The sequence below is a fragment of the Billgrantia sp. NRB1 genome (assembly GCF_056921725.1).
Genome location: NZ_CM167783.1, coordinates 1,601,982 through 1,627,435, shown reverse-complemented (window position 1 = coordinate 1,627,435; position 25,454 = coordinate 1,601,982). Strand labels below are relative to the sequence as shown.

Here is a 25,454-nt window from a genome sequence, read left to right as displayed (position 1 = left end):
TTCCCCCCGCCGCTTGCCTTGGCGGGGCCTGGCGCCTACACCTTGAGCATGGACAGCTCTCCCTCCCCCACCGGCCCGTCCCTGGATGCGCTTGCCATGCTGCGCTTCCTGGGCCTGGTCATGCTCGGCGCTGTCATCGGCGCCGTGGCGGCGCTGCTGGCGGTGGGTTTCGTGGCCGCCGTGCTATGGCTCAATGACCTGCTGATGATCTCGCCGCGCAGCCGGATGATGGTCGAATCCCCCGGACTGCTGATCGCCGCCACCCTCGCCGTTCCCGCCCTGGGGGGACTGGTGGTGGGAATGCTGCACCGCGGCATTCCCGAAGGACGCCCCCATACGCCCGCCGATGTGATCGCCGCCGTACAGACCCGTCGGGGCCGCCTGCCGGCCCGGGCCGGTGGCCTCTCGGCGGTGAGCGCCGTGGTCTCGCTGGGCGCGGGCGCCTCGGTGGGACAGTACGGTCCGCTGGTGCATCTGGGCGCCACCCTGGGCTCCCAGGTGGCGCAGCTGTTGCGGCTGGGGCGCTCCGACGACAACGTCACCATCGCCTGCGGGGTGGCCGCCGCTATCGCCACCGCCTTCAATGCACCGCTGGCGGGAATCCTCTTCGCCCACGAAGTGGTGCTTCGCCACTACGCGCTGCGCGCCTTCGCCCCGGTGGCCGCCGCGGCCCTGGTCGGCCATGTGATCGCCACCGGCGTGCTCGAGCGGGGCGCCCTCTTCCATGTCGCCGACCCCACCCTGCCGGCCCCCTGGGAATTCGCGGTCTTTCTGGCCATCGGCGGCGTCGGTGCCATGCTGGCCGGCGCCTACATGACCGCCATCCTCGGGGTCGGACGGCTGGCCCGCACCCTGCCGCTGCCTCCCCTGCTGCGCCCGGCGCTCGCCGGGGCGCTGCTGGGACTGGTCGCCCTGTGGGTGCCCGATATCCTCGGCATGGGGCAGGAGACCCTACGCTTTGCCACGCTCTTCGGCGCCTACGGCTTCGGCGAGCTGATCGTGGTGCTGCTGCTCAAGCTGGCGGCCACCGCGCTGTGTCTAGGGATGGGCTTCAGCGGCGGGGTCTTCAGTCCCGCTCTGGTGATCGGCACCCTGTTCGGTGCCCTGTGCGGCACCCTGGTGAGTCAGTTGACCGGCGCTCCCCTGGAAACCTTCGTGTTCTATGCGGTGTGCGGCATGGTGGCCGTGACCGCCCCGGTTATCGGCGCGCCCTTGACCAGCCTGCTGATCGTCTTCGAGCTCACCGGCAGCTACGCCCTTACCACCGCGGCGCTGGCCAGCGTGACGCTGGCCAGCCCCATCGCCGCTCAGCTGTTCGGCCGCTCGCTGTTCGATATCCAGCTTCGGCAGCGGGGGCTGGACCTCTCGGGCGGCCGTGGCGAAGCGCTGCTCCGCGATAGCCCGGTATGCGACCACCTGACCCGGGAGTGCGTCATCCTGAGCCCGACGATGCCGGTCATCGAGGCGATAGGCGCCCTCAGTCGCGCCGACCACGCCGAGGGACACCTGGTCGACCCGCGGGGCCGCTACCTGGGCTGTATGACCCTGGCCGAGCTGGAAACGGCCCGCGAGCGTGGGGACGGCCATGAGGCGCTCGGCCGCCTGCCGCTTCGACCGCGCCCAACGCTGAGACCCGACGCCTCGCTGTGGGACGCCATGGCGCTGCTCCAGGAGGTTACCGGCGAGGCCATCGCAGTGGTCGATGGCGCCGATGGCGAGCGCTTCCAGGGTGTGGTCTACGAGGCGAGCATCACCCGCGCCTACCTGAGGCGCAGCAACGAGATGAGGCGAGAAGAGCATGAGAACCGCTGATCTGCGCGGCCTGGCCATCGGCTGCCTGCTGCTGGCGACGCCGGCCCTGGGGGAATCGGACTCGGCGACCCTGACCGTGCTGAGCTGGGGCGGCGCGTACGAACGCGCTCAGCGCACGGTGCTCTTCGACCCCTTCGCCGAGGCCAGCGGCATCGCCGTGGAGGCGGCGCGCTACGACGGCGGGCTCGACATGCTGCGCGATGCCGTGACCAGCGGCGAGGTGCCCTGGGACCTGATCGACATGACCCGCAGCGAGGCGATGGCGGCTTGCGACGAGGGGCTTTTGGAGCCGCTCTCGCCCACGCTGCTGGCCCCTGCCCCGGACGGCACGCCGCCCGCGCAAGACTTCCTGCCGGAAGCCTTGGGCCGCTGCGCCATCACCCACACGATCTTCGCCACCGTGGTGGCCTATCGACGCGACGCCTTTCCCGCCCGGCGCCCCACGCGGATCGCCGACCTCTTCGACCAGCAGCGCTTTCCCGGCCCGCGCGCCCTGCAGCGCACCCCCGCGGCCAACCTGGAGTGGGCGCTGCTCTCCTATCGCGTTCCCCGTCAGGAGCTCTACGAGCTGCTGAGCACCCAGCGCGGCCTGCGCCTCGCCCTGGAGCGGCTGGATGGCCTGGACGACATACGCTGGTGGGAAGGCGGCGAGGAGTCGCCGCGCCTGCTCGCCGAGGGCGAGGTGGTGATGGCCTCGGGCTACAACGGCCGCTTCTTCGACGCCATGCTGCGCGAACAGGCGCCCATCGAGATCCTCTGGGACGGCCAGGTGCAGGAGCACGAGACCTGGGTGATTCCACGAGGCAGTCGCCATCCCGAGGCCGCCCGCGACTTCATCCGCTTCGCCACCACCACCGAGCGGCTGGCCGAGTTTGCTCGCCATATTCCCTACGGGCCGGCACGCCGTTCGGCGGCACTGCAGGTCACCACGCATCCGGAAAGCGGCATGGACATGCGCCTGCACATCCCCACCCATCCGCTCAACGCCGAAGGGGCGATTCTCAAGGACGAGACCTGGTATGCCCGCACTCGGGAACGCATCGAAGCCTACTTCGAGGCCTGGCTGGATGGTCGCTGACCCTGGCGTCCGTCACGCCTCCTCTTCCCGGGGCCGATAGGCGTGACGCAGGTTGCGCTGCACCGGCTCCGGCGCCGGCTCGTAGTGGCTGAACTGCAGAGTGTAGCTGCCTGCCCCGCCGGTCAAGGCGTTGAGCCGGCTGGGGTAATCGGCGACTTCAGCCACCGGCGCCAGGACCTGAATGCTGACCTGGTCGCCCAGGGTCCGGGTGTCCTGAATGCGCCCGCGGCTAGCCGCGAGGTCCGCGGTGAGGTCGCCCATGGCGCTGCTCGGCCCCTCCACCACCAGTTCGGCCATGGGTTCGAGCACGATGGGCGAGGCCTTGCGCACGGCATCCAGAAAGGCCTTGCGGCCGGCAATGACGAAGGCGATCTCCTTGGAGTCCACCGGGTGGGTCTTGCCATCGTGAACGATGACCCGGACGTCCTGCAGGGGATAGCCGGCCACCGCACCGCTGGCCATGGCCTGGCGCACCCCCTTCTCTACTGCCGGCAGCAGCACGGCGGGAATCACCCCGCCGCGGATGGTGTCGGTGAACTCGAAGCCGGCACCCCGAGGCAGCGGCTCGACGCGCAGGAAAACCTCGCCGAACTGCCCAGCCCCGCCGCTCTGCTTCTTGTGGCGGCAGTGCCCCTCCGCCGCCGCGGTCACCGTCTCGCGGTAGGCGATCGATGGGGTACAGGTCTCGACCTCCACGTGGAAGCGCTGACGCAGCCGCTCCAGGGCCATGCGCAGGTGCAGTTCGCCCAGCCCGCGCAGCACCGTCTCCTGGGTCGCGGCGTCCTGCTCGACCCGCAGGCCGGGGTCCTCCTCGACCATGCGAACCAGCGCTTCGGAGAGCTTCTGCTCGTCGCCGTGACGGGTCGCCTGGATCGCCAGGCCGAAGACCGGCGCGGGCAGCTCGACCGGCCGCAGGCGAATATGGTCCTCGTCATGGGAGTCGTGCAGCACGCTGTCGACGGTCACCTCCTCGACCTTGGAGAGCGCGCAGATTTCGCCGGGGCCACAGCGCTCGACGTCGAGGTGCTGGTCGCCCTGCAGGCGGAACAGGGTGCCGACGCGAAAGGGTTTGCGCGCCTCGCCGATGAACAGGCGGGTGTCCCGGGTCACGGTGCCCTGGTGAACCCGAAACACCGCCACCTTGCCGCGGTAGGGATCGTGCTCGATCTTTACCACATGGGCCAGCACGTGGGCCTCGGGGTCGGGACGGGCCCGGTACTCGTGGGTCCCCGCCTCATCCTGGCGCAGGAATGGCGGCGGGTTACCTTCCAGCGGATTGGGCATCAGCCGCGCAAAGACCGACAGCAGCTCGGCAATACCGGCCCCGGTGGTCGCCGAGGTGAAGCAGACCGGAACCAGGTGGCCCTGGCGCAGCGCCGCCTCGAAGGGGGCGTGGAGCTGGTCGGGATCGAGCGCCTCTCCCTGCTCCAGATAGAGGGCCATGAGCGCCTCGTCCAGCTCGACCACCTGGTCGACCAGCTGCTCGTGGGCCTCGGCGACAGAGGCGAAATCGGCGTCGCCGTCGGGGGCGAAGAAGCAATCCACGACCCGCCGAGCGCCGTCGGCGGGCAGATTGAGGGCCAGGCACTGGGGCCCGATGGTGTCGCGCAGCGTGCCCAGCAGCGCCTCGAGCCCGGCAGGGTCGACGTCGATCTGGTTGACGATGATCAGTCGGCACAGCCCGCGCTGCTCGGCCCACTGCAGCAGGCGCCGGGCCATGGCATCCAGGCCGTCGGCAGCGCTGATCACCACCGCCACGGTCTCCACCGCCGGTAGCACCGACAGCGCCGCCCCCTGGAAGTCGGCGTAGCCGGGCGTGTCGATCAGGTCGATACAGGCGTCTTCCCACTCCAGCCCCAATATCGCCGCGCTCACCGAGTGCTGCAGCCCCTTCTCCAGCGGCGAGGCATCGCTCGCGGTGGTGCCCTTGTCGACGCGGCCGGGACTGGCCAGCTCGCCGGCGGCGGCCAGCAGCGCCTCGGCCAGGGTGGTCTTGCCGGTGCCGGGGCCGCCGGCCAGGGCGATGTTGCGAATACGCTCAGGGACTCGTGCGACCATGGGGGCCTCCACCAGGCTGTCGGCAACTTGCCTAAAGCGTAGCAGGACATTGCATCCCCGAGCTCCTCAGCGGTGCAGCCAGCAGGCCGAGAGGTGGCGTTCGCGGGGGGCGAAGTCGGGCGGGTCGTCGCGGTCGCACAGCCCAGCCATGGCGTGGGGGCAGCGCGGATGGAAACGACAGCCCCGGGGGGCTGGATCAGGCTCGGCGGCTCGCCCGCCGGCACCTCGCGCAGCCGACGGGCGTTGGCCGCATCGGGGTCGGCGATGGCGGCCAGCAGCGCCTGGGTATAGGGGTGCTGAGGGTGGTCGAGCAGCTCCTCTACCGAGGCGCTCTCTACCACCTGGCCGGCGTACATCACGAAGATGCGCTCGGCGAAGTGGCGCACCGTGGAGAGGTCATGGGTGATGAAGGCCAGGGTCAGCTCGCGCCGCGCCTGAATGGCGCGCAGCAAGTTGAGGATCTCGACCCGCACCGAGGCGTCGAGCATCGAGACCGGCTCGTCGGCGATGACCATCGAAGGGGCCAGGATCAGCGCCCTGGCGATCACCACCCGCTGCTGCTGGCCGCCGCTGAGCATGTGCGGAAACTTGGTGAGGTACTCCTCGGCCGGGGAGAGTCGCACCTCCTCGAGCACCGCACGGATGCGCCGCTCGCGCTCCTGGCGGTCCTTGATCCCATGCACGATCAGCGGCTCGGCGAGGATGCGACGCACATCGAGAAAGGGCGGCAGTGCGCCGTAGGGATCCTGTTGCACATAGCCCACCTCGGCACGGAAGGCCTTGAGCTCGGCGGCGCTAAGCGACTGCATATCGCGCCCGGCGAAGCGCACCTCGCCGCGGGTGGGGCGATGCAGCCCGAGCAGGGTGCGGGCCAGAGAGCTCTTGCCGCAGCCGCTCTCGCCGACGAAGGCCACCGCCTCGCCGCGAGCCAGCGTGAAGGTGACCCCGTCCACCGCATGCACGGCGCCGACACGCATGAATCCCCACTGGCGCAGCTCGAAAAAGGTCTGCAGGTCGCTCACCTCGAGCAGCGGCGTCGAGGCGTCGGCGTGAGCTTGTGAGATCGCCATCATGCCCCTCCTCCGGCCTGAGTGTCGTCATGCAGCCAGCAGCGCACGCGGTGGCGCTCGGCCAGGCGAATCGCCCTGGGGTCGCGGGCGCAGGCCGCGAAGCGGTGCGGGCAGCGCTCGGCGAAGCGACAGCCCCCGGGGGGCGCGAACAGGCTGGGCGGCTGGCCGGGAATCGCCTGGGGTCGGCTGCGCTGACGCAGCTTCGGCACGCTGGCCATCAGCATCTGGGAATAGGGGTGGGCGGGGTCGGAGAAGAAGCGCTCGGCATCGCTGACCTCGACCAGCTGCCCGGCGTACATCAGCGCCACTCGGTCGGCCAGCTCGCTGGAGGTGGCCACGTCGTGGGTGATCAGGATGAAGCTGGTACCCAGCTCGCGCTTGACGCGCTTCAGGGCGTTCATGATGCTCGCTTGGGTCAGCACATCCAGGGCCGAGGTGGGCTCGTCGAGGATCACCAGCTCCGGCTCGGCCACCAGCGCCATGGCCAGCACCGCCCGCTGGCGCATGCCGCCGGAGAGTTCGAAGGGGTAGCGGGTCATGAAGTCCGTGGAGATGCCCACCAGGGCGAACACCTCGGCGGCCCGCGCCAGGGCACGGCGCCGCGGCCAGCGGCGCAGCACCCGCAGCGGCTCGGCGACCTGCTCGCCCACCTTGACCACCGGGTTCAAGGCGTTCATCGAGGCCTGCATCACCAGCGCCATGCGCGACCACTGCACCTCGCGGCGAAAGCGCTCGTCGGTGAGCGTCGACAGCTCGGTGTCGCCCAGGGTCACCCGCCCGCCCTGATGATGGACGTTGCGCGGCAGCACCCGCATCAGGGTCTTGGCCAGCGAACTCTTGCCGCAGCCGGACTCGCCCAGCACCACCAGCGCCTCGTTGCGCCTGAGCTCGAAGTCGATCCCGTCCACGGCGTGCACTACCCCCTGTCGGGTCTGATAGTGGAGCCGCAGGTCGTCCACACGCAGCAGGGTCGCCTCGCCCATCACAGACTCCTCAGTCGCGGATTGAAGACCCGATCCAGGGCGAAGCCCAGCATGGCGAAGCCCAGGCCAGTGAGCATCAGCAGCACCGCCGGCGATACCACCCAGTAGTAGTAGCCGTTGTAGAGCGCGCTCTGGGACTGGGCGTCGTTGAGCACCTTGCCCCAGGTGGGCAGCACCGGGTCGCCGAGCCCCAGCACCGCCAGCGACGCCTCCAGGAACACGAAGGTGGGGATCAGGGTGACGAAGGTGGGGATCAGCACCGGCAGGATGCGCGGGATCATGTAGCGCATCACGATGCGCAGGTTGCCGGCGCCGTAGGCCCGGGCGGCCTCGATATAAGGCGCCTCGCGAATCGGCAGCAGCATCGCCCGGTACATCTTGATCCCGGCGCTGAAGATCCCCAGCACCACCACCACGCCGAGCATCAGCCAGATACTGGTGGAGTAGAGGGTGCCGACCATCACCAGAATCGGCAGCAGCGGCAGGATCATGTTGACCTCAGTGAGCCGCTGAATCACCGCGTCCACCCAGCCGCGGTACCAGACGCCCACGGCGGCGATCACCAGGGTGGTCACGGTGGTGCCCACCGCCGCCAGCAGGCCGAAGGCCAAGGCTACCGGGGTGCCCCACATCAGCGCCAGGCTAAGGTCGCGGCGCTGGTGGTCGGTGCCGGCGATGCCGTGGACGCGGCCGTAGAGCACCAGCTCGGCCTCGATGCCGGCCGTCTCATCGAACACCACGGTGTCGAGCAGCAGCCGGTGGCGGCCAGGCAAGACCTCGGGCTCGCCCTCCGCCGCGGGGTCGGCCAGCAGGCCGATATGCGGTACCAGCCCACCCAGGCGCCGCTCCAGGGCGCGATCCTGGGAGAGCGAGATACGATCCTGCCGGCCGATACGGTGCCCGCCCAGCGCGATCTCGCGGCCGTCGGGAGTCTGCCACACCAGCCGCGCGAAGGGCCGCTGGGCGTGGTCTTCGGCGCGCAGGAAGAGGTTCAGCTCGCTGGGAAAGCCGGCATAGGCGTAGTCCACCTCCAGGGGAATGCGCAGACGTCGCCCGCCCTCGAAGGGGATCTCCTCCACGTCGGCACCTTCGCTGTCAACGATCAGGGTGCGTGCCTCGCGGCCCCCGGTGAGCCGGTCAAGCCACACCGGCGAGGCGTTCACGGGATGCAGCTGCCAGGGCTCGCCGCCGCGCCACTCCTCCAGGGCCTGGGAGTAGGGAATGGCGATCACCGTGTAGAGCGACAGCCCCACCAGGACCGCAATGATCGCCATGCCCACCAGCGCCGAGGGGTAGCGACGCAGCTCTGCCCAGCGCTCTCGCCAGCGTTCACCGATCATCGCCGCCCTCCTTCGATGCGCACCCGCGGGTCGAGCAGCGCGTAGAGAATGTCCAGCAGGAACACCGTGACCGCCAGCAGATAGGCGAAGATCACGACTCCGCCGATGATCACCGGGGTGTCGCGATGACCGATCGCCTGGAACAGCAGCGAACCCAGCCCCGGCCAGTTGAACACCTGCTCGAGGATGATCGCCCCGCTCCACAGGCCGATCAGCATCAGCAGGAAGCTGGTGATGATCGGCGACAGGGTCGGGCGCAGGATGTAGCGCCGCTCGATCAGGTTCGACGGCAGCCCCTTGGCGCGCGCCATCTCCACGTAGTCTTCGCTGGAGTGGATCAGGAAGAAGGTGCGCCAGGAGTAGATGGAGATGAAGATCGACGACAGGAACATCGCCACCAGCGGCAGCAACATGTGGCGCAGCACGCTGGCGGCGTACTCCCCGCGCCCCTCCGGCGGCGGGGCAGTGACCATGCCGCCCGCCGGCAGCACCGGCACCACGAATGCAAACAGCAGGATCAGGAAGATGCCGTAGAACCACCCCGGTGCCGCCGAGGTGGGTGCCAGGGCGATCACACTGCGATCCAAGGCGCTGCCGTAGCGTCGGGACAGGTACAGGGCGGCAAACACCGAGACGAAGAACACCAGCAGGTTGGCGCTGCCGAACAGCAGCAGCGTGGCCGGCAGTCGTTCGACGATGATGTCGTAGACCTCACGGGAGCCGCGGTCGCTGTGCATCTGCTCGGCGCGCCCCAGGTCGAGGCGCATGGCCCGCTGCAGGTAATCAACGCTGCGCACCACGAAGGGCTGGTCGAGCCGCAGCCGCTCCACCTCCAGTGCCACCTGACGCTCGATCAGTTCGTTGCGCTCCTGCGCTGGGAGGTCCTGGAAGGCGGGGTCGGCGCGCACCGCTTCAGCGGCCTGGCTGCGGATTTGCACCAGGCGCAGCTCATCGACCTGACCGCCCATGTTGGCGATGACGATGGTCAGGTAGACCCCCACCAGCACGGTGAGCAGCAGCGCCACCAGGCGCTTGCCGGCAAACAGCAGCAGGTGGCGCAGGTCGCGCAGCAGGCCGCGACGCGGCGGCGGCGCCATGGGCGAATCGTTCATCGCGCCTCCTCCAGGCCGCCGGGCGGCACCGTGGCAAACACATGGGAGACGAAGGCCGGCAGCGCCACGCGCCGGCTGGTGACGGCAAGCTCCAGGCTGTTGGCGCCCACCCCCAACGCCGCCAGGGCTTCCGGCGACAGCCGTATGCGCCACTGGCCGTCGCCCAGCGCCTGGGCTTCGCCGCGCCGGGCCAGCTCGCCGCGCCCGTCGAACAGCAGGTACTGCACCTGCTGGATCGCCTCTTGCGGGTAGGGCTCTCCTTCGAAGGTCACCGCCAGCTGGAATTCGGCACCTTCCAGCCCCTCCCCTCCGCCAGCGGCCAGGGGGCCGTTACCCGCCGGCCCCACCGCCACGCGACCGCTCTCCACGACCATGGGACCCTCCAGCGCCAGCTCCGGCACCATGGGAGTGGTGAAGCCGAGCCACTTGTCGGCCGGGTCCGGGAACTCTTCGAAGCGGCGCATCACCACGCTGCCTTCCACCGGGTGCACGGAGTGCAGCTGGAAAGGGCCGTTGCCGATCCAGAAATGGCCACGCTCGGCGTGCCAGTCGGTGAGCGACTGGTAGCGTTCGGCGATCGCCTCCTCATCGAGCCACTTGGCCAGCACCTCGGGATAGAGACGCGTGCCGCGCTGGCGTGCCTCCCTCAGATGGCGCTCGAGAATCGGCAGGCTTGGGCCGGCCACCAGGCTCATCCAGTCCACCCGCAGACGATCGGCCTTATTGGAGGAGAACGCCAGCTCGCCGCTGGCCTCGGCGAGTATGCCCAGCGTCAGGGTATGCCAGGGGGTCGGCACCGGCGCCCTGGCGGCGACAATGGTCTCGGCATCGGGATAGATCTGGTCGCTGTAGATCTCGATCACCAGCGGGTCCTCGGCGACGATGCGCCAGCCGCGGAAATGGCGCTGGAAGGCCTCGAACACCGGCAGGTGGGCGATATCGAACAGCGGGCTCTGCTCGTCGGCGCGCTCGAAGGTGAGGATCCAGGGCAGCACGAAGTCGGCCGGTGAGAGGTGTGAGCCGTCGTGCCAGCGCTGTTCGAAGAGGCTCGGGTCATAGGTCACCCGGACCCGGGTTCGCGCCGTGATACCGTCCGGGTGCTTGTCGCCGACGGTCATGAAACGGCCGGCGTCACCGTCCCAGTCGATCCAGGCCTCCTCGGGGACCTCAATGACCTCGGCGCTCTCCACGCTCAGCCAGTCCAGGGTGCGCTCCACCGGCACGTCCTGCTGCACGGTGACCTCGGCCGCCGCCAAGCGCTGGGGCAGATAGAGGCCGGTGAAGGGGTCGGGCATCACCACCGGGTCCTGGGTGGCGCGCGTCAGCATGGTGTCGAAGACCCAGTTGCTGCCCGCCACCGGGTTCCAGGGTTCGGTAAGGATGCCCGGGGTGCCCAACACCATCTCGCCGCCTACCCGGTCGGTATAGCGCAATGTGTAGGGCCATAGCGCCGAGCCGGAGAGCCCCCCGGCCAGATCCACGGCGACCGCGACATTGGCGGCCCGTGCCGAGGCGTTGAGCTGATCCACCAGCCAGATGCGCACCGAATCCTCCATGGCCAGCTCCAGGGCCCGCGCCATCATCGCCTGACGCTCCTCCCAGGTCGCATAGTCGCGGCGCTGCAGGCGGTCGGCCAGCTCGTCGAATTCCGGCACCGGCTCATAGGCCTGCCACAGCGGTTCGGCCCGGCCTCGGGGGGTGTAGTAGAAATTGAACCCCTCGGCCTGGTCGCGCTGAATGACGATGGTGATCCAGCTACCGGTATAGAGATGCCAGTGACCGGCGCGGGGATCGCTGGCGATCCACAGCCGGGACGCCTCCTCGGCGGTGCGGTAGCGCCGCTCGACCGCAAAGCCGATATCCTCCATCAGGTTGGCGATGTAGTCGCCGATTCGCCGGCGCTCGTCCTCGGTGCGGATCAGCACCCTGAGTTGCACCGGCTCCCCCTGGTAGCGCCACTGCCCCCGTTCGAAGTGGGCACCTAGCGACTCCATCTCCCGGTGAATCACCTCGATGGCGGCATCCGGGTCGTGGGCATAGCGCAGCTCCAGCTCGCGGGCCACGTCGGCCAGGCGGGCGTAGTCGGGAAAGGCGGTGGAGAGCGGCAGGTAGCGCGGCACCGCCAGCCCCCCGTAGATCTCCTCGGCGATATGGCGGCGATTGATCAGGCGATTGAGGGCCTCGCGGATGGCCGGCACATGGAAAGGATTGAGGCTGCCATCGGCCAGCTCCGGCCCGGCAGGGTTGAGGGTCAGCTCGCTGGAGGTACCGTAGGAGAGGTCGTAGTCGGCATACAGGGAGTCCCGCAGACGGTTGAACACCGTGGGGCTGGAGATGCCCTGGGTGAAGAGCTGATGGCTGCCCGCCTCGATCAGCCCGGTGACTCGGCCCACCTCCGCCTCGCGGGTGAACACCAGCTGGTCCACGATGGCCCCGCGGCGGCCCTCGAGCTGGGCCGCGCCGACGGTGTCGCTGGCCTCGCCCGCAACGGGCGGCTGACGCGCCGGCGTAGTGAACGCCGGGCGCAGTGCCACCGCCAGCACCGCCACCAAGAGCAGCAGACTGGCCGCGAGTACGACTCCCCTCATAGTTCCACCACTGCAGTGTGCCTCGGCAGGGTCACTGACCCGTAGGATTGGGTAATCCGTTTTGACACCCTAGGCAAGATGACCGCTTCGGGAATAGTGGCCGATTCAACGCTTGGGGGCCTTGCACTAGGCGGGTGACATCGCACAATCCCCCTCGCGCCCCCACCCACCCAGGAGCCGACAGTATGGAAGCGAATCAGGCATCGACGGCACCGTGCGTGCTGGTCACCGGCTGCTCCAGCGGGATCGGCCACGCCGCGGCCCATGCCCTGAGCCAGCGCGGCTGGCGCGTCTTCGCCACCGTCCGCCGCGAGCAGGATGTGGCCAGGCTGCAGGACGAAGGCCTGGAGGCGCTGCCCCTGGATCTGGCCTGCAGCGAATCGATCACCGAGGCCGTGGAAAGCGTGCTGGAGCGAACCGACGGGCGCCTAGACGCTCTGTTCAACAACGGCGCCTACGGCCAGCCTGGCGCGGTGGAGGACCTCTCCCGCGCGGTGCTGCGCGCCCAGTTGGAAACCAACCTGCTCGGCACCCATGAGCTTACCTGCCGGGTACTGCCCACCATGCGCCGCCAGGGCCATGGGCGAATCGTGCAGAACAGCTCGGTGCTGGGCTTCGCCGCCCTGCCCTACCGCGGCGCCTATGTCTGCTCCAAGTTCGCCCTGGAGGGGCTCACCGATACCCTGCGCCAGGAGCTTGCCGGCACCGGCATCCACGTCAGCCTGATCGAGCCAGGGCCTATCACCAGCCGCTTCCGAGAGAACGCCCACCGTGCCTTCCGTGCCCATATCGATGCCGAGCATAGCGCCCACGCCGAGACCTACCGGGCGGTGGAAAAGCGCCTCGGCGGCAGCGACGCCGGCGGCGCCTTCACCCTGGGCCCCGAGGCGGTGGTCAAGCCGCTGACCCACGCCCTGGAGAGCCGCCGCCCCCGGGCGCGCTACTATGTCACCCTGCCCACCCACCTGTTCGGCACCCTCAAGCGCCTGCTCAGCACCCGGGCGCTGGACCGGGTGCTGCTGCGGGCCACCCGCGACGAGCGACAGCCCTGAGCCCGGAGAGACAAGGCTCTGTCCGAAAAGTCGGCGAGCGCAGCCAGGTTTCGGGCAGAGCCTAGATGGCGTTGCGCAGCCCCAGCTCATAGGGGTGGGGGTCGAGATAGGTCTGCTCGCGGATATAGTCCGAGCCGTGGCGCCTCAGGTAGTGGTTGAGCAGGCGGATCGGCACCGCCAGGGCCACGTGGCCCAGGCGATACTCCTCGATGGCCGCCAGCAGGTCCCGGCGGGTCTCGCCGTCCAGGGCTGCCTTGAGATAGCCGAACACGTGCATCAGGGCATTGGTGTGGGTCTTGCGGGTGGCGGGCCGCCCCAGGGCCGCCATGAAGCGCTGCAGATAGTGGGCCAGCACCTCGTCCAGGGGCCGCCTGCTGGCCTCGGCGAGATAGCGGCCCAGCTCGCGGTAGCTCTTCACATGATGGGCCATCAGCAGGTACTTCTGGCGGCTGTGGAACTGCAGCAGGGCGTGGTAGCTCGGCGCCGGCGCGACCCGGCGCTTCCAGTCATCCAGGGCGTAGACGCGAGTGATGAAATTCTCGCGCAGTACGGCATCGTTCATGCGCGCCTCCTCCTCCAGCGGCAGCGCCGGAAAGTGGCAGCGCAGTTCGCGGACGAAGGCGCCGGAATCGGCGTGGCTGGGCATGCCGTTGTGATGATAGACCTTGACCCGCTCCAGGCCACAGCTCGGCGAGCCCTTCATCAGGATGAAGCCGCGCAGATGGCGATGGCGCTCGATAAAGGCGCGGCTGACCTCGGCGAGCTTGTCGGTGACATCGAGGCTGGGGTCCACGGTGCCCCGCACCCGCGGGGTCTCGCCGAGCGCTCCCACCAGGCGGATCGGCTCCCTCGGCACCCCCAGCCCGGCCTCGAGTTCGGGACAGAAGGGCTCGAAGGCGAAGCGCTCGCCAAGCACTTCCAGGCAATAGCGCGAACGCTTGTGACCGCCGTTGTAGCGCACCGGCTCCCCCATCAGGCAGGCGCTGATGCCCACCGGGATGCCCTGGGACGACGCCTGTTGCTCTGCCATTGATCCACTTCCTCCTGTCGTCGCGTCGGCTCTCATCGCGCCGCCCGCCCCGGGCGCGCCTGCCGCCATTGTGGCATAGCCTGGCGCCATGGCCAGAGCCGGCCGGGCCAGGTGAACCGTCGGCCTGCGGGGCACCAATATCCTGGCAACTCGGTCGACTAGGCTTGGGGGGACGGGTGTCCTTGCCTTCACGAGGAGTTCAACGACGATGTTCAAGTCCGTACTGGTGATCGGCCATTTTCGTGGCATTCGCTTCGAGGTGCATATCAGCTGGCTGATTATCTTTGCCTTGCTGGTGGTGAGCATGAGCACCGGCTTGCAACAGCACCATCCCGACTGGTCGATGACGACCGCCGTGGCTACGGCGGTCGTCACCTCGCTGGTCTTCTTCGCCTCCATCGTGGCCCACGAGCTCGGCCATAGTCTGGTGGCGATTGGCCGCGGCGTGCCGGTTCGCGCCATCACGCTGTTTGTCTTCGGCGGCGTTGCGCAGATGAACCGTGACCCGGATCACGCCAATGACGAGTTCTGGATCGCCATCGCCGGGCCGGTAGTCAGCTTTGCTCTGGCGCTCACCTTCGGGCTGATGGCCCGGCTGACCGCCGACTGGTATGAGCCAATCCCGGTGGCCCTGGGCTGGTTGGCGCTGATCAACCTGGTGGTGGCGATCTTCAACCTGATACCGGGATTCCCCCTGGACGGGGGGCGCGTGCTGCGCGCCCTGGTATGGAAAGTCACCGGCGATGCGCGCAAGGGCAACATGACCGCCCGGGTCAGCGGTCGGCTAGTGGCCTACGGCCTGTTCGGGATGGCACTGTGGAACATCCTGGTATTCGGCAACCTGGTGGGCGGGCTCTGGATCATGCTGATCGCCTGGTTCCTGCTCACCATGACACAGGCCCAGAGTCGCATGTTCGATATGCGGGAGCGGCTCGCAGGGGTCGTGGCTCGCGATCTGGCCGAGGCGAACGTGCCCAGCATTGAGGCCAACTGCCGCCTCGACGACTGGGTCTACCATCACGCCCTGCCCGCCGGACGGCGTGCCGCCATGGTCGGCGATCCCCAGCGAGTAGAGGGGCTGATCAGCCTGAGCGATACGCGCAAGATTCCCCGTGAGCAGTGGCCCGTGACACCGGTAAGCGCCGTGATGACACCCCTGGATGCCCTCTACCATGTCGCCCCCGACACCCCGGCCGATGCGATCTTGCAGCAGATGAACGCGCACGGCCTCAACCAGGTACCGGTCATGGAGGGCCGCCGCGTCAGCGGCTGGATCGACCGCCAGCGGCTGCTGCGCACCATCGAGCTCTATCTGGAGGTCGAGCGATAAGGGGGCTGCCCTACCGCCGGGCCAGCGTCTCCACGGCTTGGGCCAGGGCCAGCGTGACCCGCGCCATGCTGTCATAGTCCAGGGTGTCCCAGGTATCGCCCGGGCCATGATAATGGGGATTACGGAAGTTGGCGGTGTCGGTAAGCATCAGCGCCGGGTAGCCCATTTCCCAGAAGGCCCAGTGATCGGAGCGACGGATATCCCGGATCAGCTCCGGCGCCGCCAGCCCTTCCGAGGGGATCTCGGCATGCTCCCGGAAGGCGCCGGTGGCCTCGCGTACCAGCCGCCGCGAGGCCAGGTTGCCGACGAAGGCCACGAAGTTGCCCGTGCTGGGGTAGACGAGGTCGAGCAGCGGCGGATGCGACTGGCTGTCCGGCGCCTCGGTGAAATAACCCAGCATCTCCAGGGCAATCATGCCGACGATATCCTCGCCCCGCGCTCGCGCCTCACGGGCGTAGCGCAGGCTGCCCATGGCGTCGCTGCCGAAGAAGGGCGCCTCCTCGTTGACAAAGGCGACCAGGTGCACGCTGCGTTCGAGCTCGGCGTCGCGTAGCAGCCGCGCCAGCTCGAGCAGCACCGCCACCCCCGAGGCATTGTCGTCGGCGCCGGGGCTGCCGCGCACGGTGTCGTAGTGGGCGCCGATCACCAGCACTTCGTCGGCCCGATCACGGCCCGGTAGCCGAACCTCGAGATTGTAGAAGGTCTCCTCCCCGGTAGGCACGGCATGGCGGTGTGGCGCATGCCCGGCGCCACGCAGGGCATCTTCGATGGCATCGGCGGCCGCATGCAGCGCCTCGGGGCGCCAGTAGTGGCGCTCACCGATCTCGTCGGAGAGCGTGCGCACATGGCCGAACAGCCGCTCCCGGACGGCCTCGCCCTGGGTATCCAGCGGCGGGGGCGTACCGCGAAAGGTGCTGCCCGGCATCTGAAACATCAGCCAGTACCCCCCACCCAAGGCCAGCACGACCAGCAGCAGTAGGCCAGCGCCCCCCAGCAGCGCCGTGATAACCCGTCTGTTGGACACACCGGGCACCTCCTTATCCATCAGGTCGGCCCCTAGGCCGGCGCAGCCGATACCACTGAGACAGGTAGACCAGGCCATACAGGCTGACCCCCAGGATATCGGTGAACCAGTTGGGCTGGATCAGCATGAAGGCCACCCCCAGTAGCACCCACCGCTCGACAACAATGGTGCGGGTCCGCACGAAGCCCTGCACCCCGGCAGCGAAGGCCAGCATGCCCACCAGGGCGCTGCCGAAGATATGCAGGATCTGCCACCAACCCTCGACACCGATCTGCAACAGCTGGGTATTGAAGATGAACATGAACGGCAGGATGGCCGTGCGCATGTCGTAGATAAAGCCCTGCACCCCGGTACGAATCGGGTTGCTGCGGGCGATGCCCGCCGCCGCATACGCCGCCAACCCCACCGGCGGCGTATCGTCGGCGAGGATACCGAAGAAAAACACGAAGAGATGCGCCGCCAACAGCGGAATGCCGAAGCCAAACTCATTGCCCAGATTGTAGATCACCGGCGCGGTGAGGGTCGCCATCACCACATAGTTGGCCGTGGTCGGCAGCCCCAGGCCGAGGATCAGGCTCGCCACCGCGGTGATCAACAGCACGATGGCGAACTGCGTGGTGGTGTCGAAGGTCCCCACGTTGCCACCGAAGAAGTCCACCACCGGCAGGGTGAAGGTGCCGATGCCGCTGGCCATGGCGGCACTGAGAATCTGGATAATCTCGGTGAGCCGTAGCCCCACCCCCGTCTGGCCCACCGAGCCGACAATGATCCCCGCTGTCGCCACCGCCACGGCGATCCCTACCATGTTGCGCGCCCCTGAGACCAGACCGTGAAACAGCATGATCAGACCGTGCTGTAGGGCGGGCAGCAGGGGACGCCCCTGCAGATAGGCCTTGATCGGCTCCTGTACCACCATTAACACCGCCAAGGTAACGATGGCCGTCATCACCGCATAGCCGGGCGTACGCCGTTCGATGACCAGGAAGTAGACCAGCACCACTACCGGGATCAGAAAGTGAAGGCCGCCGATGAAAGTCTGAAGTCGCGGCGGTAGCTCGGGTCGGGGAATACCGTGCAGGCCAAGCTTCAGGGCCTCGAGGTGCATGATGTAGAAGAGCGCAAAATAGGCCACGAAGGCCGGGATCACCGCGGCCTGGATCACCTCGATATAGGGCACGCCGACGAACTCGGCGATGATGAAGGCCGCCGCCCCCATCACCGGCGGCATCAGCTGACCATTGGTGGAGACCGCCACCTCGCAGGCACCGGCCTTGTGGGCCGGATAGCCGGTACGCTTCATCAACGGAATCGTAAAGGTCCCGGTGGTCACCACATTGGCCAATGACGAGCCCGAGACCATCCCGGTCATCCCCGAGGCCACCACGGCGGCCTTGGCCGGGCCGCCGCGCAGGTGGCCGAGAAAGGAGTTGGCGACGTCGATGAAATACTTCCCCGCCCCGGCCTTGTCGAGCATCGAGCCGAACAGCACGAACAGGAACACAAAGGCCGTGGAGACCCCTACCGGCACCCCGAAGATCCCCTCGGTGGTCACGTACTGCTGGCTGATCGCCCGGGCCAGGCTGGCACCGCGATGGGCCAGCAAATCGGGCATCCAATCGGCGAGCCAGGGAATGGCACCGCGCGGCCCTGCCAGTTGGTAGAGGAAGAAGGTACCAGCGACCACCACCAGCGCCGGGCCCAGGCTGCGGCGGGTGGCCTCCAGCAGCAGCAGCATGAACAGCAGGCCAATCCACACCTCTCGGGTGATCGCCAGCCCCTGGCGGGCCTGTAGCCCTTGGTAGTCGAACACCAGATAGAGCGCGCCCAGTCCCGCCACCAGGGCGAAAAGGTAGTCGAACCAGGGCACGCGATGCACCTGCTCCAGGCGTAGCGATGCCAGCACCGCAGCACATAGCGCGACCCCGACCCCCACCGCCAGCCAGCCCGGTACGGTCAGCGGTGTGACCACCGACAGCAGCATCATAGCCGTATAGCCGACCCCCAGGCTGATGCCGCCGAGCATCGCCAGCTGAAAAAGCGACGGCCGCTGGCGACCGCGTATCGCCGGAAAGACCAGAAACGCCAGGGTAACGCCGAAGAACACATGGATGGCGCGCTGGATCACCACGTCTACCGCCAGCACGCTGGCCACGCCGAGCTGAAACAGCGACCAGGCCAGCGCCAAGGCCACAATGACCCAGAGTAGCGCGCCACTGGGGATGCGGGCACCTGTCTCAAACTCCTCGACCAGCCGACGCGCCTGAGCGGCCGCCTCATCATCGAGCCGCCGATGCGCATCGGCCTGGGGCGACGTTTTTCCATTCGATGCGCTGTTCGGCCGATTCGGCGGCGGCTTCTCGACCATGCGCCACCCCATGCTCAGGAAACGGACGCCAGGGCCTGTCCAAAGGCCCTGGCGAATACCCACTGGGCAGCCCCTACAGCAGGCCCGCCTCCTGGTAGGCCCGCTCGGCGCCATCATGTAGCGGCGCGCCGAGACCGGTCAGGAAGTCCTCCGCGGTCAGAAAATTAAGGGCCGGGTGAATCTGGGTGAAGTCCTCCAGGTTGTCGAGGATCGCCTTGGTGACCCTGTAGACCACCTCCTCATCGAGGTCGGTGGTGGTGACGAACAGCGCCTTCACCCCGAACAGGGTGATGTCCTCTTCCTGTCCCCGGTAGGTGTTGGCCGGCACTTCCGTGAAGGCGAAATAGGGGAACTCCTCGACCAGCGCTTCGAACTCGGGCTCATCCATGGGCACGAAGACCACGTCCTGAGTCGTGCTGATATCCTGCAGCGCCGCGCCGCCGATACCGATGGTGTAGAAGAAACAGTCGACCCGTCCATCACGCAGGAAATCGACGCCCTCGGGAGCGGTCAGGCTGTAAGCATCGATATCGTCGAGGCTGATCTCCAGCGCCTCGAGCGCCTGCTCCACGGTGAAGCGGATGCCGGAGCCGGGGTTGCCGATATTGACCCGCTTGCCGAGGATATCGCGCACGCTGCCGATGCCGGCGTCGCGGTCGCAGACCAGATGCAGCGGCTCGGCGTGGAGCCCCATCATGGTGCGCAGCTTTGGCACGGCCTCGCCTTCGAAGCCCGCTTGTCCCTCATAGGCCTGGAACACCACGTCGGACTGGGCCAGCGCCATATCCAGTTCGCCCGCGGCCAGGGCACGGGCATTGAAGGCCGAGCCGCCGGTTGCCTCCACCGTGGCTCGCACGCCGATATCGGCCTGGTTGATGATCTGGGAAGTCGCCCCGCCGACGGGATAGTAGATGCCCACTACGCTGGCGGTGCCGATGGTCAGGAACTGGCGCTGTGCGGTGGCATGATGCGCGACGAGCGCGAGTGCCAGCGCCAGGAGAGCTATGGTGAGTCGCTTCATGGCAGCCTCCTTCCGAAGGGTCGATAGGACACAAGGCTTCCTGCGGCCCCTGCCTGCTTACACCTCGCCTGCCTCCCAGCATTGCACTTGCAATATCCCGCTGGCGGATCGGCAACGGGGCCAGTTCGCCGACCAGTCGGGACATGGGTGTACTACTGCCTAGTCATCGAGGGTCACGTCAGAGCCGCCCATTGCCGCCGGCATGTCCTTCATCTTAGTGATTCCATCGGCTATCTTGAGCACCGACTCCTGATAGTGCACATGAATGCCCGGCGCAAAGGGAAAGTCCGGCATCACGGCCGCGTAGACGTCGATCAGTCCCAGCGTGGGATGCTCGGTCAGAACATGCCCCCCACAGATCGTGCACCACTTGCGAACGCTGGCCGGGGTCTTGCTGTAGCTGTCCAAGTGCTCGGCCCCCTCGACTACCTCGACGGCATCCGGCCGCCACAGCGTAAAGGCGTTCACTGGACCCGCCGACCAGCGCCGACAGGAGTCACAGTGGCAATATCCCATGCCTTCCGGCTCCCCGGTGACCTGCACCTGCACGGCGCCGCAGAAGCAGCTGCCGCGGTACTGCTGCGCTTGTCCCATATTCCACCTCCTGCACCCACTACTGAGCACGAGAATGATTCTGTATTAGTGTAGTGGGTCGGGCCGGTTTTGCCGCCGGCCAGCACCGTCGCCCGTGCATGACGCCCGTGTGCGACGCTCGAGGAAGACGCGAGGAGGGAGAAAGCGGCCTAGAGAGACGCCCAGACAGGCAGCGGTGGCGGGGGCCGGGATACAGCAGCGGGCCTCAGCGGGGTAAAAACGCCCGCAGCAGCAGGTTGCGTGGCGTGAGATCGCGGGGGCAGAAGGTGCCGAGTTCGACCTCGTAGCCGGCCTCCTCGAGGCGCAGCAGCCGATCCAGGGCCAGCCAGACTTCCAGCGGGCGGCGAAACAGGTGGCGCACCAGCTCGAGGCGCGACACCTCGCGCTGGCGCCGCCGCCCCGCCCGCTCCAGGGCCGCCCAGTCGACGCGCTTGGGCAGCGTCAGTCCCTTCTGGTCGGCCGCCCAGCGGCAGAAATCGGTGAAGCGCTCGGGCAGCCGGCCGTAGGCCAGGCTGGGCACCGGTAGATAGGTATCCTGGCCGCGGATCTCACGCTGCAGGAGGTCGAAGCCGAGCCGCCAGCCGTTGGCGCGCTCGCGGTTGAGCCGGACGTTGCGCGGGGCGGTCACGGTCTCCTGCACCGCCAGGGCAAGATCCTCCCGGGATAGCGTCAACCCGCGGGCATCGACCCGCTCGCGCCCCTGTCGGGACAGGGGCCGGTAGCGTTGATCAGCGGTGCGCTGGTAGCAGCAGGGCGCCAGGGTCACCGCGCTGCCGCGTCTCACCGCCAGCTCGAGCAGGCGCCGGTGCAGGTCGCCGCAGGCGTGTAGCGCGACCGCATGGGTCTGCCGCCCCAGCCAGCGCGCCGCATCCCCGGCCAGCACATCCTGCTGGCGCACATCCAGCGCCACGCCCTGCCGGTCGGCCAGCCGACGCGCTTCGACGCACAGCGAGGGTTGCCACTCCAAGGCCGTGACCGGGCGGTCATGCCATCGCGCCAGAGTGCGGGCCAGGTGCCCCTTGCCCGCGCACCACTCCAGCAACGACTGGCCGGGCACGCTGGGGGTGTGGGCCACGAAGGCTTCGATCTGCTGCCATTTGCGGCCACCCACATGGCAGGACCACGCCTGGGGTAGCGCCGCCCCTGTCGCTGTCAACGCCGGGAGGCTCACCTGTTGCGCCAGCTCGGCGACGGGCAGCCAGGCCGTCAACGGCGAATCATGGAAAGGCGAATGCTGCAGCCTCTCGCTGTCGTCGTCACTGAGCGCCAGCAGCGCCTCGACCAGGTCGGGGAACGCCTCCCCCCAGGGTGGCCGGTGATACTGGAAGGGCAGCGGCTGCCAAAGCGGCCGCCATTCGGCCAGCAGCTCGGTCAGCCGCCGAAAGCGTTCGACAGGGGTGGCTACCACCGGATCATTCCATTATGTCAGACACTGCCTCGGGGCACGCCGCAACGATGAGGGATCACGATACCTTGTGGCTCGAAGTGGCTTCGGCCTCGTTCAGAAACGCCTCGCTGAGGTAGAGCTCCTCGTTGCTGTTGACGGTCACGCCACGCTCGAGGATATCGGCGGCGATCGCCTGAGCCTCCTCGAGGGAGTGCAGGGTGTAGGTGCCGCACTGGTACTCGTTGAGCTCGGGAATCTGATCGGCGCTCGGCACCCGAGCGACGTCCCGCATGGCGGCCAGCCAAGCGTCTCCCACGGCCCGCTCGGACGGCGTGCCGATCAGGCTCATGTAGAAGCCGGTGCGACACCCCATGGGCGAGATATCGATGATCTCGACCTCCGGGCCGTTCAAGTGCTCGCGCATGAAGCCGGCGAAAAGGTGCTCCAGGGTGTGGATGCCCTTCTCCGAAAGGATCTCCCGGTTGGGAATGCAAAAGCGCAGATCGAACACGGTGATAGGGTCACCCGAGGGGGTCTGCATGGTCTTGGCAACCCGGACGGCGGGTGCCTGCATGCGGGTATGGTCGACGCGAAAGCTGTCCAGTAGGGGCACGACAGGACTCCTGTAAGAAAAATGCAGGCATTGGTGAGGATGCGACCCGCGCACCATAGCGCAGGCGCCCCACGATACCAGATCATGGGGCCGGATGGTGCCCTCGACGGCAATGGCCCAGGGCAGTGGCTATAGCTCAGAACTCGACTTTGCGGGCCTCGATGTCGAAGTCCACCGCCACGTCGATCCCCTGCGCCAGGCTCGGCGGCTCGCCAAGCGACTCCTGCAGCGCCAGGGTACCCTCCACGCGACCGGCGACATGGGCCACGTTGCCCTCCACGTTGAAGGTCTCAAGGCGGAGGCTGACGTCGGCATCCTCCGAGGTGTAGACGGGGGGCATCGCCGTGGCACTGATGAGGTGGACCACGTCGAAGTCGACCAGCTCACCCTCTGCCACGCTGAGGCTGATGGAGAAGCCGTCGCGGGTACGCCAGGAGTCGGGGTCGACCACCCCGAGGATATCGACGCTGTAGATGCCTCCCAGGTCGGTGAAGGTGGCGTTGGACTCCCCCCCCTCCTTGAGGATGTACCACTGCCGCTCTTCCCCGTCTAGGGTACCCGCCAGGCGATCAGCCAGAAGCGGCGCAGGGGCAAGCCCCACCATCAGCAGTGCCCCCAGTGAGGCCAGTTTCCATCCGTTCATGATACGCTCCCGTTGTAACGCCAGGCGATGAGCGTCGCCCCGGCCACCGTGCATCCAGCGTAGCAGACAGCCCCCCAAACGAGCTCGCCACCCCCGGCTGTCGTGCTATCCTCGCCTCTCCCTTCAATGGCATACGCCCCCATCATCAAGGAGCGCCTCATGGCCAAGGCAAGCGCACGTCATATTCTGGTGAGCAGCAAGGAGAAATGCGAGGCCCTCAAGGCCGAAATCGAGGGCGGGCGTGACTTCGCCGAGGTGGCACGGGAGAACTCTACCTGCCCATCGGGTCAACAGGGCGGCGAACTCGGCAGCTTCGGGCCGGGCCAGATGGTCCGCGAGTTCGACGAGGTAGTGTTCTCTGGCGAGCTGAACAAGGTGCATGGGCCGGTCAAGACCCAGTTCGGCTACCACCTGCTGGAAATCACCAGCCGCAGCTGATCGCTGCCGGGTGGTACACCCCCATGTCGAGCCCGCCAAGTGGGGCGGCGTGGGGGTGTGCCGATGCTCGCGATCGTGGAGGACCCACTCTTGAATGATGCCGCGATGATCCGCATCGAGGGATTGTCGAAGACCTTCAGCGGAGGCTTCCAGGCGCTTAGGAACATCGATCTGACGATTCGCCGAGGCGAGATCTTTGCTCTGCTCGGCCCCAATGGGGCCGGCAAGACCACCCTGATCAGCGTGATCTGCGGGCTGGTCAATGCCAGCGCCGGACGCGTGCGGGTCGATGGCCATGACAATGTGGCGGCCTATCGACGCGCCCGGGAACTGATCGGCCTGGTGCCCCAGGAGCTGACCAACGAGGCTTTCACCACGGTCTGGGACACGGTGAGCTTCAGTCGCGGGCTGTTCGGCAAGCCAAAGGACCCGGCCCATATCGAACGGGTGCTGCGTGCCCTGACGCTGTGGGACAAGCGAGATAACCGCCTGCTCGAACTCTCGGGCGGGATGAAGCGACGCGTCCTGATCGCCAAGGCGCTGGCTCACGAGCCGCAGGTGCTGTTTCTCGACGAACCCACCGCCGGTGTCGATGTGGAACTGCGCCGTGAAATGTGGAGCGTGGTTCGCGGCCTGCGCGCCCAGGGGGTGACCATCATTCTCACCACGCATTATATCGAAGAAGCCGAGGAGATGGCCGACCGCATCGGCGTGATCCGCCGGGGCGAGCTGGTTCTGGTGGAAGAGAAGCGCACCCTGATGCAGCAGCTTGGCCGCAAGGAGCTGACCCTGCACCTCGACACCCCGCTGAGCGCGGTTCCCGACGGCCTCGCCAACCATGAGCTTGCCCTAGTGGAGGAGGGCCATGCCCTGGTTTACACCTACGATGCCAGTCAGCCGGGCGAAGGCTCAGGAATTTCGGCACTGCTCACCGATCTGGAGGCGGCCGGCCTGCAGGTAAAGGATCTGCATACGCGACAGAGTTCGCTGGAGGATATCTTCGTCAGCCTGGTTCGGGAGAACGCATGAACCTGCAGTCGGTCAAGACCATCTACCTGGCCGAAATGGCCCGCAGCCTGCGCACCGTGCTGCAGAGTATCGTCTCACCGGTGGTCTCTACATCACTCTACTTCGTCGTGTTCGGTGCCGCCATTGGCTCACGAATCAGCGAGGTGGAGGGCGTGAGCTACGGCGCCTTCATCGTGCCGGGGCTCATCATGCTGATGCTGCTGACCCAGAGCGTGGCCACCGCCTCTTTCGGCATCTTCTTTCCGCGCTTTTCCGGCTCGATCTACGAAATTCTATCGGCCCCGATCTCCTATTTCGAAATCGTGCTCGGCTATGTCGGCGCAGCCGCCACCAAGTCGCTGATCTTGGGGCTGATCGTGCTCGGCACGGCACGGCTGTTCGTGCCCTTCACCATCCAGTATCCGCTGGTCATGCTGCTGTTTCTGGTGCTGACGGCCGTGACCTTCAGCCTGCTGGGATTCATCATCGGCATCTGGGCCGACGGCTTCGAGAAGCTGCAGCTGGTCCCCCTGCTGATCATCACCCCGTTGACCTTCCTCGGCGGCACCTTCTACTCCATCGACATGCTGCCACCCTTCTGGCAGGCAGTGACCCTGCTCAACCCAGTGGTCTATCTGGTCAGCGGCTTTCGCTGGAGCTTCTACGGCATGGGGGACGTCAGCATCTGGGCGAGTCTGGGAATGGTAGCGTTGTTCCTTGGCGTCTCGCTCGCCGTGGTGAACTGGATCTTCAAGAGCGGCTACAAACTGAAACCGTGACGAGCGCTTCGAAGATCGGGAACTCCCTTCCGGTCGACCTCATGCATGGTAAGCGCGGGTCAGGGGCGATGCATGCCGTTATCTTGCGCAGTCTTCTCCAAACGTGATGCGTTAGTTAACGTCATCCTG

20 protein-coding genes and 1 pseudogene are annotated in these 25,454 nt (G+C 67.5%); 7 read left to right on the top strand and 14 right to left on the bottom strand.

Going from position 1 to position 25,454, the window contains the following annotated elements; genetic code table 11:
• Positions 1–48 precede the first annotated feature (48 nt).
• Both ACZIYR_RS07325 and ACZIYR_RS07320 read left to right on the top strand, forming a co-directional pair.
• Positions 49–1,812 carry a chloride channel protein gene (locus tag ACZIYR_RS07325; RefSeq protein ID WP_483529057.1) on the top strand — a complete coding sequence of 588 codons (1,764 nt, stop codon included), beginning with the start codon at positions 49–51 and terminating at the stop codon, positions 1,810–1,812.
• Positions 1,799–2,890: an extracellular solute-binding protein gene (locus tag ACZIYR_RS07320; RefSeq protein WP_483528725.1), complete on the top strand. Its 1,092-nt coding sequence runs from the start codon at positions 1,799–1,801 to the stop codon at positions 2,888–2,890. Before ACZIYR_RS07325 ends, ACZIYR_RS07320 begins: the two co-directional genes overlap by 14 nt.
• A 12-nt stretch (positions 2,891–2,902) precedes the next feature.
• Here the strand turns inward: ACZIYR_RS07320 and fusA are convergent, their stop codons facing one another.
• The 6 genes and pseudogenes from fusA to ACZIYR_RS07290 form a co-directional block, all read right to left on the bottom strand.
• Complete coding sequence (gene fusA / locus ACZIYR_RS07315; protein WP_483528724.1) at positions 2,903–4,948, bottom strand: elongation factor G; 2,046 nt, start codon at positions 4,946–4,948, stop codon at positions 2,903–2,905.
• A 146-nt stretch (positions 4,949–5,094) separates the two neighbouring features.
• A pseudogene (locus tag ACZIYR_RS07310) lies at positions 5,095–5,925 on the bottom strand (ABC transporter ATP-binding protein); the annotation flags it as partial.
• Positions 5,926–6,017: 92 nt separating this feature from the next.
• Positions 6,018–7,001: an ABC transporter ATP-binding protein gene (locus tag ACZIYR_RS07305; RefSeq protein ID WP_473033105.1), complete on the bottom strand. Its 984-nt coding sequence runs from the start codon at positions 6,999–7,001 to the stop codon at positions 6,018–6,020.
• Positions 7,001–8,341 carry an ABC transporter permease gene (locus ACZIYR_RS07300; RefSeq protein WP_483528723.1) on the bottom strand — a complete coding sequence of 447 codons (1,341 nt, stop codon included), beginning with the start codon at positions 8,339–8,341 and terminating at the stop codon, positions 7,001–7,003. Before ACZIYR_RS07300 ends, ACZIYR_RS07305 begins: the two co-directional genes overlap by 1 nt.
• Positions 8,338–9,453, bottom strand: a complete 1,116-nt coding sequence (locus ACZIYR_RS07295) for an ABC transporter permease (RefSeq protein ID WP_473033102.1) — start codon at positions 9,451–9,453, stop codon at positions 8,338–8,340. The genes ACZIYR_RS07300 and ACZIYR_RS07295 overlap by 4 nt, the downstream gene beginning before the upstream one ends.
• Complete coding sequence (locus ACZIYR_RS07290) at positions 9,450–12,041, bottom strand: ABC transporter substrate-binding protein (RefSeq protein WP_483528722.1); 2,592 nt, start codon at positions 12,039–12,041, stop codon at positions 9,450–9,452. The genes ACZIYR_RS07295 and ACZIYR_RS07290 overlap by 4 nt, the downstream gene beginning before the upstream one ends.
• Positions 12,042–12,226: 185 nt before the next feature.
• On the opposite strand from ACZIYR_RS07290, the gene ACZIYR_RS07285 reads away from it, so the two are divergent.
• Positions 12,227–13,093 carry an SDR family oxidoreductase gene (locus tag ACZIYR_RS07285; protein WP_473033097.1) on the top strand — a complete coding sequence of 289 codons (867 nt, stop codon included), beginning with the start codon at positions 12,227–12,229 and terminating at the stop codon, positions 13,091–13,093.
• Positions 13,094–13,154: 61 nt separating this feature from the next.
• Here ACZIYR_RS07285 and ACZIYR_RS07280 read toward each other — a convergent pair whose 3' ends face one another.
• Positions 13,155–14,123, bottom strand: coding sequence for a YbgA family protein (locus ACZIYR_RS07280; protein ID WP_483528721.1), 969 nt, complete (start codon positions 14,121–14,123; stop codon positions 13,155–13,157).
• Positions 14,124–14,331: 208 nt separating this feature from the next.
• On the opposite strand from ACZIYR_RS07280, the gene ACZIYR_RS07275 reads away from it, so the two are divergent.
• Positions 14,332–15,453: a site-2 protease family protein gene (locus ACZIYR_RS07275; protein WP_483528720.1), complete on the top strand. Its 1,122-nt coding sequence runs from the start codon at positions 14,332–14,334 to the stop codon at positions 15,451–15,453.
• A 10-nt stretch (positions 15,454–15,463) separates the two neighbouring features.
• Here ACZIYR_RS07275 and ACZIYR_RS07270 read toward each other — a convergent pair whose 3' ends face one another.
• The 7 genes from ACZIYR_RS07270 to ACZIYR_RS07240 all read right to left on the bottom strand — a co-directional run bounded on the left by ACZIYR_RS07270 (position 15,464) and on the right by ACZIYR_RS07240 (position 23,100).
• Complete coding sequence (locus tag ACZIYR_RS07270; RefSeq protein WP_483528719.1) at positions 15,464–16,477, bottom strand: M20/M25/M40 family metallo-hydrolase; 1,014 nt, start codon at positions 16,475–16,477, stop codon at positions 15,464–15,466.
• 13 nt (positions 16,478–16,490) lie between these two features.
• Positions 16,491–18,842: a TRAP transporter permease gene (locus tag ACZIYR_RS07265; protein ID WP_483528718.1), complete on the bottom strand. Its 2,352-nt coding sequence runs from the start codon at positions 18,840–18,842 to the stop codon at positions 16,491–16,493.
• Between the two features lie 73 nt (positions 18,843–18,915).
• Positions 18,916–19,863 (bottom strand): TAXI family TRAP transporter solute-binding subunit, encoded by a 948-nt coding sequence (locus tag ACZIYR_RS07260; RefSeq protein WP_483528717.1) that lies wholly within the window; start codon positions 19,861–19,863, stop codon positions 18,916–18,918.
• Positions 19,864–20,022: 159 nt separating this feature from the next.
• The gene (locus ACZIYR_RS07255) at positions 20,023–20,457 is read right to left on the bottom strand and encodes a GFA family protein (protein WP_483528716.1); all 435 of its coding nucleotides are present in this window, start codon (positions 20,455–20,457) and stop codon (positions 20,023–20,025) included.
• Between the two features lie 205 nt (positions 20,458–20,662).
• Positions 20,663–21,865, bottom strand: coding sequence for a methyltransferase (locus ACZIYR_RS07250; protein WP_483528715.1), 1,203 nt, complete (start codon positions 21,863–21,865; stop codon positions 20,663–20,665).
• A 55-nt stretch (positions 21,866–21,920) separates the two neighbouring features.
• Positions 21,921–22,457, bottom strand: a complete 537-nt coding sequence (luxS, locus tag ACZIYR_RS07245; RefSeq protein WP_483528714.1) for an S-ribosylhomocysteine lyase — start codon at positions 22,455–22,457, stop codon at positions 21,921–21,923.
• A 136-nt stretch (positions 22,458–22,593) separates the two neighbouring features.
• Entirely contained in the window at positions 22,594–23,100 is a 507-nt protein-coding gene (locus ACZIYR_RS07240) for a hypothetical protein (RefSeq protein ID WP_483528713.1), read from the bottom strand.
• A gap of 159 nt (positions 23,101–23,259) precedes the next feature.
• Between ACZIYR_RS07240 and ACZIYR_RS07235 the strand changes: the two genes are divergently transcribed.
• From ACZIYR_RS07235 to ACZIYR_RS07225, 3 genes are all read left to right on the top strand, one after another.
• On the top strand, positions 23,260–23,538 hold the full coding sequence (locus ACZIYR_RS07235) for a peptidylprolyl isomerase (RefSeq protein ID WP_473033085.1): 279 nt from the start codon (positions 23,260–23,262) through the stop codon (positions 23,536–23,538).
• 90 nt (positions 23,539–23,628) lie between these two features.
• Entirely contained in the window at positions 23,629–24,567 is a 939-nt protein-coding gene (locus tag ACZIYR_RS07230; protein ID WP_473033084.1) for an ABC transporter ATP-binding protein, read from the top strand.
• Positions 24,564–25,325, top strand: coding sequence for an ABC transporter permease (locus tag ACZIYR_RS07225; RefSeq protein ID WP_473033083.1), 762 nt, complete (start codon positions 24,564–24,566; stop codon positions 25,323–25,325). The genes ACZIYR_RS07230 and ACZIYR_RS07225 overlap by 4 nt, the downstream gene beginning before the upstream one ends.
• Positions 25,326–25,454: the final 129 nt, after the last annotated feature.

Coding starts and splice junctions, on each gene's coding strand:
- ACZIYR_RS07285 (WP_473033097.1), top strand. CDS start 12,227: ATGGAAGCGAATCAGGCATCGACGGCACCGTGCGTGCTGGTCACCGGC.
- ACZIYR_RS07235 (WP_473033085.1), top strand. CDS start 23,260: ATGGCCAAGGCAAGCGCACGTCATATTCTGGTGAGCAGCAAGGAGAAA.
- ACZIYR_RS07305 (WP_473033105.1), bottom strand. CDS start 7,001: ATGGGCGAGGCGACCCTGCTGCGTGTGGACGACCTGCGGCTCCACTAT.
- ACZIYR_RS07255 (WP_483528716.1), bottom strand. CDS start 20,457: ATGGGACAAGCGCAGCAGTACCGCGGCAGCTGCTTCTGCGGCGCCGTG.
- ACZIYR_RS07225 (WP_473033083.1), top strand. CDS start 24,564: ATGAACCTGCAGTCGGTCAAGACCATCTACCTGGCCGAAATGGCCCGC.
- ACZIYR_RS07265 (WP_483528718.1), bottom strand. CDS start 18,842: ATGGTCGAGAAGCCGCCGCCGAATCGGCCGAACAGCGCATCGAATGGA.
- ACZIYR_RS07290 (WP_483528722.1), bottom strand. CDS start 12,041: ATGAGGGGAGTCGTACTCGCGGCCAGTCTGCTGCTCTTGGTGGCGGTG.
- ACZIYR_RS07240 (WP_483528713.1), bottom strand. CDS start 23,100: ATGAACGGATGGAAACTGGCCTCACTGGGGGCACTGCTGATGGTGGGG.
- ACZIYR_RS07320 (WP_483528725.1), top strand. CDS start 1,799: ATGAGAACCGCTGATCTGCGCGGCCTGGCCATCGGCTGCCTGCTGCTG.
- ACZIYR_RS07260 (WP_483528717.1), bottom strand. CDS start 19,863: ATGAAGCGACTCACCATAGCTCTCCTGGCGCTGGCACTCGCGCTCGTC.
- ACZIYR_RS07325 (WP_483529057.1), top strand. CDS start 49: ATGGACAGCTCTCCCTCCCCCACCGGCCCGTCCCTGGATGCGCTTGCC.
- ACZIYR_RS07275 (WP_483528720.1), top strand. CDS start 14,332: ATGTTCAAGTCCGTACTGGTGATCGGCCATTTTCGTGGCATTCGCTTC.
- ACZIYR_RS07300 (WP_483528723.1), bottom strand. CDS start 8,341: ATGATCGGTGAACGCTGGCGAGAGCGCTGGGCAGAGCTGCGTCGCTAC.
- fusA (WP_483528724.1), bottom strand. CDS start 4,948: ATGGTCGCACGAGTCCCTGAGCGTATTCGCAACATCGCCCTGGCCGGC.
- ACZIYR_RS07280 (WP_483528721.1), bottom strand. CDS start 14,123: ATGGCAGAGCAACAGGCGTCGTCCCAGGGCATCCCGGTGGGCATCAGC.
- ACZIYR_RS07295 (WP_473033102.1), bottom strand. CDS start 9,453: ATGAACGATTCGCCCATGGCGCCGCCGCCGCGTCGCGGCCTGCTGCGC.